The sequence below is a fragment of the Clostridium gasigenes genome, from assembly GCF_017348895.1.
GTDB classification, from domain to species: domain Bacteria; phylum Bacillota; class Clostridia; order Clostridiales; family Clostridiaceae; genus Clostridium; species Clostridium gasigenes.
In genome coordinates this window covers 2,672,777-2,685,869 of record NZ_CP071376.1, presented here as the reverse complement: position 1 = coordinate 2,685,869, position 13,093 = coordinate 2,672,777, and the positions used below count along the sequence as shown (strand labels likewise).

At 27.1% G+C, this 13,093-nt stretch carries 15 protein-coding genes; all 15 read right to left on the bottom strand.

The features are described 5' to 3' along the window. Positions 1-122: 122 nt before the first annotated feature. Positions 123-1,478, bottom strand: a complete 1,356-nt coding sequence (locus J1C67_RS12510; protein WP_167866601.1) for a PFL family protein — start codon at positions 1,476-1,478, stop codon at positions 123-125. Positions 1,479-1,492: 14 nt separating this feature from the next. After that, positions 1,493-1,762 (bottom strand): ACT domain-containing protein, encoded by a 270-nt coding sequence (locus J1C67_RS12505; protein WP_089965094.1) that lies wholly within the window; start codon positions 1,760-1,762, stop codon positions 1,493-1,495. A gap of 298 nt (positions 1,763-2,060) precedes the next feature. Next, on the bottom strand, positions 2,061-2,591 hold the full coding sequence (locus J1C67_RS12500) for an ECF transporter S component (RefSeq protein ID WP_167866600.1): 531 nt from the start codon (positions 2,589-2,591) through the stop codon (positions 2,061-2,063). Between the two features lie 313 nt (positions 2,592-2,904). Further along, positions 2,905-3,930, bottom strand: a complete 1,026-nt coding sequence (locus tag J1C67_RS12495; RefSeq protein ID WP_167866599.1) for an acyltransferase family protein — start codon at positions 3,928-3,930, stop codon at positions 2,905-2,907. A gap of 35 nt (positions 3,931-3,965) precedes the next feature. Further along, complete coding sequence (locus J1C67_RS12490; RefSeq protein ID WP_167866598.1) at positions 3,966-4,793, bottom strand: alpha/beta hydrolase; 828 nt, start codon at positions 4,791-4,793, stop codon at positions 3,966-3,968. 298 nt (positions 4,794-5,091) lie between these two features. Beyond that, entirely contained in the window at positions 5,092-5,805 is a 714-nt protein-coding gene (locus J1C67_RS12485) for a response regulator (RefSeq protein WP_167866597.1), read from the bottom strand. Next, positions 5,792-6,955, bottom strand: a complete 1,164-nt coding sequence (locus J1C67_RS12480; protein ID WP_167866596.1) for a sensor histidine kinase — start codon at positions 6,953-6,955, stop codon at positions 5,792-5,794. Before J1C67_RS12480 ends, J1C67_RS12485 begins: the two co-directional genes overlap by 14 nt. Before the next feature lie 146 nt (positions 6,956-7,101). Further along, positions 7,102-8,799, bottom strand: a complete 1,698-nt coding sequence (locus J1C67_RS12475) for a bifunctional diguanylate cyclase/phosphohydrolase (RefSeq protein WP_167866595.1) — start codon at positions 8,797-8,799, stop codon at positions 7,102-7,104. A 52-nt stretch (positions 8,800-8,851) separates the two neighbouring features. After that, a complete protein-coding gene (locus J1C67_RS12470; RefSeq protein ID WP_167866594.1) occupies positions 8,852-8,986 on the bottom strand; it encodes a cyclic lactone autoinducer peptide in 135 nt (44 codons plus the stop codon). Continuing rightward, a complete protein-coding gene (locus tag J1C67_RS12465; RefSeq protein WP_167866593.1) occupies positions 8,970-9,650 on the bottom strand; it encodes an accessory gene regulator ArgB-like protein in 681 nt (226 codons plus the stop codon). The genes J1C67_RS12470 and J1C67_RS12465 overlap by 17 nt, the downstream gene beginning before the upstream one ends. Next, entirely contained in the window at positions 9,643-10,110 is a 468-nt protein-coding gene (locus J1C67_RS12460) for a hypothetical protein (RefSeq protein ID WP_167866592.1), read from the bottom strand. Before J1C67_RS12460 ends, J1C67_RS12465 begins: the two co-directional genes overlap by 8 nt. A gap of 60 nt (positions 10,111-10,170) precedes the next feature. Next, entirely contained in the window at positions 10,171-10,740 is a 570-nt protein-coding gene (locus tag J1C67_RS12455) for a DUF5317 family protein (protein WP_167866591.1), read from the bottom strand. Between the two features lie 223 nt (positions 10,741-10,963). Next, complete coding sequence (locus J1C67_RS12450) at positions 10,964-11,620, bottom strand: TVP38/TMEM64 family protein (protein ID WP_242873908.1); 657 nt, start codon at positions 11,618-11,620, stop codon at positions 10,964-10,966. Positions 11,621-11,821: 201 nt separating this feature from the next. After that, the gene (locus J1C67_RS12445; RefSeq protein ID WP_167866590.1) at positions 11,822-12,442 is read right to left on the bottom strand and encodes a YczE/YyaS/YitT family protein; all 621 of its coding nucleotides are present in this window, start codon (positions 12,440-12,442) and stop codon (positions 11,822-11,824) included. A 195-nt stretch (positions 12,443-12,637) separates the two neighbouring features. Further along, positions 12,638-13,024: a YbaN family protein gene (locus J1C67_RS12440; RefSeq protein WP_167866589.1), complete on the bottom strand. Its 387-nt coding sequence runs from the start codon at positions 13,022-13,024 to the stop codon at positions 12,638-12,640. Positions 13,025-13,093 lie beyond the last annotated feature (69 nt).

The window sequence follows — 13,093 nt, the reverse complement described above, 5'->3', positions numbered from 1 at the left end:
ATAACTAATCAATTTTCACCCATGCGACCCGAGCAAAACCCCCATATAGTATAACTATATGGGGGTTCCATCGCCTCGTGTTTCACAAACTATATATGTTACCTTAGATTCTTTTAGATATCTTAATTTTTAAATGAATGTATCGGTGCAGGTATTCTTCCACCCCTTTGTATAAATAAAGCTGAAGAAAATTTATTAACTTTCATTACTGGAGCTGTTCCAAGTAGCCCTCCAAGTTCAACCATATCTCCAACTTCGCAACCAGGTGCTGGTATTATCCTAACTGCTGTAGTTTTATTGTTTATTACTCCAATTGCAGCTTCATCTGCTATAATTGCGGCAATTGTTTCAGCTGGTGTATCCCCAGGTACTGCTATCATATCAAGTCCTACCGAACAAACAGCTGTCATAGCTTCAAGTTTTTCAAGGTTTAATGATCCATTAACTACTGCATCTATCATTCCTGCATCTTCTGAAACTGGTATAAACGCTCCGCTTAGCCCTCCAACATGACCACATGCCATAACTCCGCCTTTTTTAACTGCATCATTTAACATTGCTAAAGCAGCAGTTGTTCCATGAGTTCCTACAACTTCAAGACCCATTTCTTCTAATATATGTGCAACTGAATCTCCAACTGCTGGAGTTGGTGCTAATGATAAATCTATAATACCAAACGGCACATTTAATCTTCTTGATGCCTCTTCTGCAACTAATTGACCAATCCTTGTGATTTTAAAAGCTGTTTTCTTAATTGTTTCACAAACAACATCAAAGGATTCGCCTCTTACTTTTTCTAATGCCACTTTAACAACTCCAGGTCCACTTACTCCTACATTTATAACTTTTTCAGCTTCACCTACTCCATGAAAAGCCCCTGCCATAAATGGATTATCTTCAACTGCATTTGCAAATACAACTAGCTTTGCACAACCAAATCCTTTAGTATCTTTAGTTAATTCTGCTGTTTCTTTAATTATATAACCCATTTCCCTTACTGCATCCATGTTTATACCACATTTACTTGAAGCAACATTCACAGATGAACAAACTTTACTTGTTTTTGCAAGCGCTTCTGGAATAGATTTGATTAATATTTTATCTCCCTTTGTGTAGCCTTTATGTACAAGCGCTGAAAAACCTCCAATAAAATCAATTCCAAGATCTATGGCTGCTCGGTCTAAGGTTTGTGCAAATTTAACATAATCTTCTTCATCTGTAGCCCCTGCTATTATTGAAATTGGCGTTACTGAAACTCTTTTATTTATTATTGGAATACCAAACTCATTTTCTATTTCATGTCCAACCTTAACTAAATCCTTAGCACAAGTAGTTATTTTATTATATATTTTAGTCCTAGCTTTATCACCATCTGGATCTATACAATCTAATAAAGATATTCCCATTGTAATTGTTCTTATATCTAAGTTTTCTTCTTCTATCATCTTTATTGTTTCTAATATATTATTAGTATTCATTATTTAACCCCCAATTAAAGTGTGTGCATTACATTAAATATTTCTGCTCTTTGAATCTTAACATCTACCCCTAATTCATCACCTTTTGAAATTAATGAAGTTTTAGCTTCTTCAAAGCTTGTATTAACTTTTTCTAAATTTAACATCATTATCATTGTAAAATATTCTTCCATAATAGTTTGATTAACATCTACAATGTTAATATCTAATTTTTGTAGCTGCGTACTTATACCCGCTATTATTCCTACCTTATCTTTTCCAATTACAGTTAATATTGCTTTCATTTTATCCACTCCTATTCTTTTTTGTACAAAAAAAGGCATACTACAAAGGCACGAAAATTTTTCCGCAGTTTCACCCTTCTTAGCATATGCCCTACTTACTTAATTACTCAAAAGTTTCATTCATAAGTCATCTTCAAAATAATAAGCTAATACGCTATTTGCATAATCCATATATTCTCTATAAGTTTGCCTATTATTACTTTTTTTATCCCATTAAATATTTCTTCATATAATTTTATTATATTTTACAACTTGTTCTCATTTTTGTCAAATTATTTAATGAAATGAACAACTAAAATTATGCATCTTTACTATCATTAAATGCTGTATATATATTTTTTCTTCTTGATTTTGCAATTGCTTTTGCCAATGCATAAGCAATTGTACCATCAACATAATGATGAGCAATAGCCCCTATGCATGTTATTATTAAAATTTTATAATCACCTACTGGTACAAATGGTATTATTACTAAAGCTTCCAATATACCATGAATAGGTCCTGTTATTATAATTGCCATTTTAAAGTTTCTATTCTTAAGCACTATTATAGCTCCAATTAGTCCAACAACAATATGTGTTGATGCTCTAAATACTACTGGAAGCGGTAACCCTGTAAGAGAAAATCCAAGTGTTGATCCTATACCTACAACTACTGCAACCATTGGTGATATTAACATTGCTATAAACATAGGCACATGTGACGCAATAGTTGCTGTAAATGGTGGTATTATTATTTTTAAAAATCCAAATTGTATTGGTATTATTATTGCAAATGCAGTTAAAAGTGCTGCAAAAACCATTTGCCTAACTTTTTTATTACTGTTCATTTTAAAGCCCCCTTACTTTTTTAATTCTTCTTAATAATTTTTAAAAGATTACACCTTTACTGTATATACACTAGTATATATGTTTCAGTTATTTTTGTAAAGTATCTATGTAATTTTTCAAGTGTCTAAAGGACATTGAAATAAATAGCAAATCAGTGTTCTAGCCTATTTATTTTAATGTTTATAACGCAAAAAGAGTTAAGTTTATAATTATTAAACTTAACTTTCATTTTCTCAAATACTATTTTAAAATATTCTACTATCTAATTAATATATATGCAAAATATACATTACTCCTTTAATTGTTGTTTTTTCAAATTCCTAATAATCTTTTAACTTTTTTTAATATCCCTACGGTTTTTGGATAAACTATATTGTTTATTGGGTTAAATATTTTAATATACATTGTATTTATTGGTTTTTTTGATAGTATATACATTATTAATAATGGACTAGTTAATAAAAGTATATTTCTTATAACTCCCATATTCCATTTTGGTATAACACCATATAATAAAATAACTAAATATATATGGAATACATAGATATTCATAGTTGATTTAGCTATGCCAGTAAATAATAATTTAGATTTAGGTGTTATATTTATAATACATATACCTAAAACAATTGTTGCTATGTATAATAACCCTCTAAATATCATTCCTTCTAGCGTTGATAACCCAGTATCATAATATGATTGTGAGTTATAAAAAAACTTATAATTCAAAAGATTATTTATAGTTATAAAATATGATACACCCACAAACAAAACTATTATTCCAAAAGAAAATCCTTTATTAATTGACTTTATATTATTTATGGTTCTTTCTTTAGTAAAATATCCTATTAAAAAAAATGGTAAAAACGTAACTGTTCTTAACATAAATCCTAATGAATAACTATTTGGTATAATACTTATTGTAAGCGCCCCTAATATGCTTATTGCAATTATGTATTTAATTTCACTTAAATATTTAATTAATAATCTCCATATAAATAAGCTAATTAAGTACCAAAGGGTCCATCCAGGATTAAATAAAGAAAATATAAATTCTCCAGTCCATATAGATGCTATTACATACCATACTATATTAAAGAAAACATATGGTATTAATAGACTTTTTAAAATCCCAACCCTGCATTTTTCTACATTTTTGGAAAAATACCCAGATATAAAAACAAACAGTGGCATATGAAACAAGTATATAAAAATGTATATTCCCCTAAGTAAATCACTGGATTTTATATAATATTCTATTACATGTCCAAACACAACCATCAACATTAGTAATACCTTTAAATTATCTATTAAGTAGTTTCTCTCTTTATTTTCTCTCATTACTATCCCCCTACGATCTACAGTAATTGTACTTTTTATAATGTATTTATGAACTCCAATATTATTTTAGACATTTGTTCTCCCTTACCTATAATTAATTCATTAATATCTGAGTGATGCTTACCTTTAACAATTTCTAACCTTGCTAGTTTATTCATACTATTAATTTTATTTATAAAGCTACTAGAATTTTCTTTATTAATAAGTGGGTCTCGATCCCCATGAATGCATAAAACTGGAACCTTCGTATCTTTACTAATTAAATTTATTGGATTTGCATTATTTATATTAGTATTTTCACCTAAGTAATTTTTTATAAGTCTTTTAGAATGCTTTGAAGTACATTTTTCGAAGTTTAATACTCCTGAAAATGTAATTAACCCTTTTAAAATAGAGCTATTTATTTTATATTTTTCTTGCATTTTTCTATTAAATATAAGATTTGCTGCAAGCTCTCCCCCAGCAGAAAATCCCATTATTATAAATTTTCTATCTCTATAATGCATATTTCTTTTAGAATAGCTTGAAAATGCAGAATATATATCCTCTATTTGACTTGGATACTTATGCAACGGTGTTAATCTATATGCTGGCAAAACTACTGTATATCCTAATTTTGCAAAGTACTTTCCTATACAAGTACACATTTTGGGGCTTCCATGCCACCAACCTCCACCGTGTATGAAAAATATTACAGGCTTGTCATTATTTTTTTCATTATACAACCTATAATATTGCTTTATATCTTTTCCATATTTAATATGTTTCGCTTTCATGTCCCTGTCGACTATAATATTATATTTAATAGTTTTAAAGACTAAACGAACTCTATTTAAATTTTCTTCTATCCTAAAATTATTCATTCTTATCTTCCAATCCTTTATATTTATTAAAGTTAATATGATCTATTCAATTAAGGCATCTAAAAAAATAACAAACTAATATACATCGCATCTTAACTTGTTATTTTTTCAAATGCCTAATTCATTTTTTATAAGTTGTATTTTATAGTGTAACCAATTTTCTGAAATTTATTTTATTATCTTAACTTTGTTTCCTTAAGGGATATTAAAATTATAAGTTTTTTAAAACAGATATAGACTAAACACGTTTCTCTGTTTAGTCATGAGTAATATTTAAGTATACATTTTTTAAGGTCTCTTAATCTAACCTGTTATTTACCTTAAAATATCTACTTGTATCTTTATTTGTTTTAGAATAATAATATTCTTCTATATTATTATTTATAGCAAATATGGTAGCTTGCACCCTATCTTCAACAGATATTTTTCTAAATACATTTGTCACGTAATTTTTTATTGTTTTTTCCGATAAGAATAATTTTTCTGCTATTTCTTTATTTCTAAGACCTGTAGATATTTCAAATAGGATATTTAATTCTCTATCCGTCAAACTATCTAATATGCTTTTTTCTTTATTAAAGTTGTTCTTAATATCCGAAAAAATTATTTTAACTAAAGCCTTATCAATATACTTTTCTCCACTATGTACAAGTCTAATAGCATTCGTTATTTCGCTTCCTGCTGATTCTTTAAGGACATAGGCATCCGCACCTATATCTATAGCTTCATTAATAGTTCTTCTATCATTTTCAACAGTGAGCATAACCACTTTTATATCTTTAGAATATTCTTTTATCTTCTTAAGTGTTTCAATTCCATTCATTTCAGGCATATTAATATCTAAAAGTACAATCTCTGGTGTTAAAGTTTTTATAAGTTCTAAGCCTTCCTTACCATTTTTACCTTCTCCTAATATAACTAAATCATCTTCAAAACTTAATATTCTATTTAAACCCTCTCTAATTAAATCATGATCATCTACAATAATTAATTTTATCTTATTTTCGCTCATTTTTATATACCTCTCTATTTATTGGCAATTTTATCTTATATATTGTTCCTCTATTATGCTCAGATTTTATATCTATGTTTCCTTGGAGTTGAGTAACTCTATCAAATATTCCAATTAATCCATAGGATGTTCCCTTTTCTTTATTTCTTGCCATAGTTTCTTTTAAATCAAATCCTATTCCATCATCTTTTACCATGAAGGTTATATATTCCTTTCCACATTCAATTCTTACGGATACTTCATTGGCCTTAGAATGTTTCTTTATGTTATTTAAAATTTCTTGTATTATCCTATAAACGGCTATTTCTATTATATGCTCTATTTCATAATTCACGGTATTTAAAATTAGATTAACACATATATTACTTTCTATTGAAATTTCATTTACCATATCTTTGATTGCTTCGTTTAATCCTCTTTCTTCTAATGATAATGGTCTTAAATCGAAAAGTATTCCCCTAACTTCTTTAAGAGCTTTTCTTACATTATTTTTCAAATCATCTAATTCCTTAAGTCCTTTATTCAAGTCTTTTTGTACAACCATTTTACAAAAATCTATTCTCATCATAGTATTAGCTATATATTGAGCTGGCCCATCATGAATTTCTCTTGCAATTCTTTTTCTTTCACGTTCTTGACTTTCTAATATTTTAATACCTATAAGCATTTGTGAATCTTCTTCAACATTTGCCATATCACCTTCTAAATACCCTAATGCTATATTTATTTGATTTACGGTATTATCCGCCTCTTCTATATTTTTTAAATAATTTTTCAAAGTTTTCTCTAACGAATTTCGTCTTCTTTTTAGATTCTTTTCTTCATTTTGCTTAGTAATATATTCAACTCTAATTTCTATAGCCTCTTCATAAGCCTTTTTCATTATCTTTTCTGCTTTTTCTCCACTAATTTTAGATACCTCTGCTAAAGTTAACCTCATATTTTTATCCAATATTTGTAATTTATCAACTTTTCCAATTACTTCTTCTATTTCTCTTTTAACTTCTTGAAGCTCTTCATTTTTTACTTGAAACTCATCACTTACGTTATCTACAATTTTAAATATATTACTTTTCCCTATATTTATTTCACTTATTACCCTCTTAACTATCATATTAATATTATTTGTATTTTTTTCATCATTATCCATATAACTCTCCATAACACTTCTACTTATATTTCAACAACATACATTACTATAGCATACAATTATCTATTAATGTATGCAAGTATTTATTTCAATATATTTTCATCCATATGCAAATTAATATTCACTCAAAGTCTTAAATATTAATACTAATCTAAGCTATCTAAGCTATCTTTATTTTCTTCTATTACCTGAATAAATGCTTTAACTATTTCAGGATCAAACTGAGCTCCACTAAATTTAATTAGCTCTTCCACAGCTTCTTCATAAGTCTTTCTTTTGTTATAAGGTCTATTCGATGTCATAGCATCAAAACTATCAACTACAGTTAATACTCTTGCAAGATAAGGTATATCTTCACCTTTTAACTTATTTGGATAACCTGTTCCATTATAGTTTTCATGATGATGAAGTATTAACGGAACTATTTTTTCTAGTGATTGTACAGGTTTTATAATATCTATACCATTTTGAGGATGCTCTTTTAATAATTCCCACTCTTCCTTTGTTAATGGCATTTTCTTAATTAATATTTCCTTGGAAATATTAATCTTACCTATATCATGCATATAAGCTCCATAAACTAATGTATCTGTATCAATTTTACTCAAGTTAAGCTTATGTGCTAATAGTCTACTATAAAAAACTAATCGTTCAGAGTGAGCATATGTATATTTATCTTTAGCATTAATTACACTAATTAATGTTTTTATTGATGCCACTAATTCTACATCCTTATCATCTATATCATTTTTCAATCCATCTAAAATAGATGTATATGTTTCAACTCTGTTTTTATTAAAGAACTTAGCTCTATATAATGCATCATCTGCACTTTTTATAAGTTCTATTTCTGTTTTACACTTATCTGGGTAAACAGAAACTCCCATAGAAACTGTTAACTTTCCTTTAGGTTGGTTTTCTTCACCATAGAACTTAGTTGATTCAATAATTCCTCTAATATTATCTGCAATTATAATAGCCTCATTTTCTTTTATATTAGGAAGAAGAACTGCAAATTCTTCGCCACCATACCTAGCTACTATATCCTCTTTTCTAATATTCTCCCGAAGTATTTTCCCTATACTTTTTAAAACCTCATCACCTTTTTGATGTCCATAGAGGTCATTGTAATGCTTAAAATAATCTATATCTATAAATATCATTGAAATAGGCTGAGACAACCTATTTGACATTTCTATTTTCGTTTTTAATGCATCTTGGAAATACCTATGATTATACACTCCCGTAAGCCCATCCTCATTAGCTAATCCTTGAAGTTTTTTAATATGCTCACCTTCTACTTTTACATAAAACCCTAATGGCCATGCTGTAAGGAGAAAAACTCCTGATAAAATTAAATCATTTTGGAAATATTGATTTACAACTAAATTAGGTGCATAAATAAGATCAATTAGTAAAATTATTAATGAAGATATACATGCGATAGTTACACCTTTCTTCATACCTGATTGTATTGTTGAGGTTGTTATAATAAATATAAATATATATTTCGATTCACTAAGATGTGCCCCTGAAATCATAATTGCTATTGTAAATATTAGTATGAAAAATGCATTTTCTATAAAGTGTGCACGCTTTATATCTTTTGGGTTTAATTTTTTATTAAATGAACATGACCATACACAATATATAAGGAATAATAAAAAAGCTGCAATAACACCAGCCTGAAGTCCATAACTATTGTAAATATAATTAATATTTAATTTATTATTTTCAAAATAATATTGAAAAAATATTATTGTTGTAAACATTAACGACGCTAACTTTACAACAGAAACTATATCATTTATTTGTTTTCGTTTATTATTTTCTATTTTATTCATATTAATTACCTCTTAACTTTATAGATAAAGATCGGTTTCCCGATCTTTATTTTTATTCGTCTCTTAAACATTTAGGTTCTTCTGGTTGATACTGACACCAAAAGCATGCTGATGTCGCTACTGTTGACGCAAATATAGTTGCAATTGCTGCAATTGCCATTAAAATTTTATTATTCATTTTTCTCATTTTTCTTTTCCTCCTTAATTCCCATAGGTATTATTTTATTTAAAAAAGCATCTATTATTTTAACTATTTCATGTCCAATTTTTGTAAGACTTAATATCTGCCATATAACTCCACCTAAGATACAAATAGAATAAATAAGTAACCTATCTATCTTTGTGTATAAATATAATATAATACCAATAATTACAATTGTTAGATATATACTTAGTATAAATATAGAACTTCTTTTCAACCTTTTTTTCTTTTTCTCTGTTCTTATAGGTTTAGCATCACTATCTACTGGTGCTAATTTAAAAATAATATAATAGGCCCATATAAAAGTTATAGCCCCTATTATCATTGTACTATTTGCATTTATATTTATTTTAGCAATTAATCCAATAATTACAGTTATAAAAGTTCCTATGACTACACATATTTTACTGGAACTTGCATGTGCTCCCCCTGATGATTTCCTTAGAATAGCTATTGTAAACGAAGCTATAACTGCTTCTATTACAACATTAAATACTGATCCAAATAGTATAATTAATAGTAAATTATAAACCATTTGAATAATGGCAAAAATACCATAAGAAATTACTTCCTTATTATCATTATCTAACTTAAGTTCATTAGCTATTTTAAAAGCAACCTTTTTTGATAACATATCTGCATTAAACATTAGTTAATTCATCCTTTTTTAATCTAATAATATAATATAAAAATATTATAAATCCTAAAATAGCCAATGAAGGTAATCCGTAAACTGTTTTTAAAACTACATTAGATAATACTTCATTCACATCCTCTTTAAGAATATTTTGTATTATAAAAATATTTAACCCCTCTGCTATAAATTGAAATATCGAATAAATTAAGACTGCTTTTATAGATTTTATTATATCTATTTTATTAATTGATACCGATAAAATTATCATTATCCCTATACCTAAAATAGTATGAACACCATAATTTATAGGTAACATTCTAACTCCAAAGAAAATGCAAGCGACTAATAAGCTTGTTATTATATACTTTTTCTTATTTATAGGAATATTAGAAAAAATATATATAGCTAATATTGCTAAAAAACTTTCTGGTATTGCTCTAAAAAAAAGTTCTATTGGTTGTAATTTCAACATTTCACATCCCCTTTTGCTCTAGGTTTTATCATTCACTACTATTTAGCGAATTCGTATATTTTAATTTTGTATAAATTCTTTATTCTCTATATAGCTTTTCTCATTCAAATGTTTTATTGATTTAAATATTATTATAAAAACATAAAACCTTATAAATACATCTCCTAAACTTAAAATACTATAACCTATATCAAAGATGTCAGTTAAAAATTTTAGCTTTGTTTCTGAATTCCCTAAAATATGAATATCATTTACTTTATTAAACGATTCCACAGTTGCGTATCCAGTTACATATGATAATTTAGGAAATACTGGCATCATCCCATTATTTACATACATTGCAAGATTATTTAATAATCCTCCTACAACCATAACTATAGATCCCACTATTGCACTTATGTATTGTTCATATTTAAATATTAATGGTAAATAGGAACATAAATATATAGTCTTTAATATTCCTGCATATTTTATTACTTCATAATACTCATTAAATATACATATTTGTATAACTAAAGATACTAACTCCATAAATATTACAGGATAAATTGCCCAGGTTTTAAATAAAGGCTTTATTTTATAATCCTTAATTTTAGCGACTATTAAAGCTATAATTATAGTTTCTACCATTTTATCTCTCCGATTCATCTTTTTAATTTCTTTCTTTACTAATCCATTACATTATTATACATTATTTTTCTATTATTTTCTATATTTTTTCTATATTTTTTAAATCTTCCCTGTTCTAAGAAAATTATAATATATTTACCCAATAAAAAAAGTCGTACACTATACGACTTTTTAAGACATCTTTTCTACTTAATATTATTTCTATTTTAAATATATTATTATTCTATTCTTTTTTCCCTCTACCAATTAAATATTTAGCAGATAATGTCGATAAAACCAATACTATAACAGGTATTATAAATTGTGGACTTAAAGGACTTTTAAAGCTCGTGCCTATTATAGAATAGCATATAGTTTCTGGAATAACCCCTATTAACGAAGCTAATATGAAATCTTTATATGATATATTAGTTAGTCCACTTATATAGCTTAATGGATCGTATGGAATAATTGGTGGTAACCTTAATATAAATAAGTATTTAAAGCCACTTTTTTGCATTATACTCTCTAGCTTATTAAATTTCCTTTTTAATATTCCAGCAACAAATTCTCTACCTAAAGACCTTGCCAAGTAAAATGCTATTGTTCCTGCTATCCAAAACCCAGTCATTGTAAAAATAAAGCCTTTAATAGGGCCAAATAATCCACCACCTACTAATGCCAACATACTAGTAGGAATAATTAACAATAATGGTTTTATAATATATATACCTAAGTATAGTATTACTGATATGTATCTTTTTTCTTTTATAAATTTAACTATATTTTCTATTTTTAGATTAGATATAAATTTCCAATTGATAAGTACTATGCTTATCCCTATAACCATTAACAATATGAATATACAGAACTTTACTTTTTTAACATTATTACTCTTCAATATTTATCCCCCAATATTTATTATCAATTTTAAGTGCCCGACTTTTTAATAATTTGAAAAATTATCTATCTTTATAATTCTATACGTGACTTTATCGCTAGTCAATAACTTAATTAAGTAAATAATAAATTTCTAGCAGTAATCCTAGCATACAAGAAAAATAGCTCAAAAGCAATTAGCTTTGAGCTATTTAAAATAATTTTAATTATTATCCATCCATTGTTTAGTGTAAGGCGTTAAAATTTGAATAAGTGGTCCAGTACCTAGAGTAACTATAATAGTTCCAATACCCACCGGCCCTCCAAGTAATATAGCTAAAATTAGCATTATTCCATCAAAAATCAACTTAGATGTTACCAATTTAATTCCAAATTTCTGATTCATTATGATAACTGGAACATCAGCCGGACTAAGTGGCATTGTAGAACTAATAGCAAATGAAATCCCAGCAGATAATACAACAGTACTACTAATTAAAAGAACCCATTGCCAAAACTGGTTATTAATCGAAATATCTTTAAAAATAACTAACATGCAAAAATCAATAATTATTCCAACTAACACCGATGTTATTAATGAAAGAAACCTTGGAATTTTTTTTTCAATTACAGCTGCAACAAGTAAAAAAGTCACAGCAACTATATTCATTGAAACACCAATTGTTAATCCAGTCTTTGAAGCTACCCCAACAATGAATGCATCAAAAGCTCCTGCACCTTGTTGCGCATTAATAATAGCTGCGACCCCAAAGCCAATGGCACATATTCCAATTAAATAAAAAGTAATTTTTTTAAATAAAGTAGGCATTGTTGATTTTTCCATAAAAACCCCTCCGTCATCCTCATTTTTTTCGATAACATCGGTGATTATATCAGAAATAAGTCTAAAAATCTGCAAAAAAATAAAAAATTTATTAAAAATTTAGATTTTTCAGATTATTAACCTTTAACTTTAAATATCTGCTTCCATTTACATATTATATTCCTAAAAAATCCCAGGGTATTACAATAGTCTATTCTATTTCGCACCAGCTACCTTAATTGTTTTTATTTTGAACATAAAATAATAATATTTAAATAGCATAAGTAAAATCAATATTCCCTTCATAATTAAACTATCTAATATTACTAACGGAAATGCTATCATTACATCTGCAAACAAAAGAATGCTTACCTTAGTTTTCATCTTCATACTTCTATTGTTTACAAATGTTTCTAAATTATTTTTATATAACTTTGTTCCCTTAAACCATCTATCAAATTTATCAGATCCTTTAACAAAACAAGCTGATGCTAAAAGTAGAAAAGGTGTTGTAGGTAGCACCGGCAAAACCACACCAACCGCTCCTATTGCAACACAAATTAATCCAATAGATATGTATATACCTTTTTTAATTTTATTCATACTTCCCCCTCCACATTAGGCATTTCAAAAAAATAATATATCAATATGAAATGTATATTGGCTTATTAT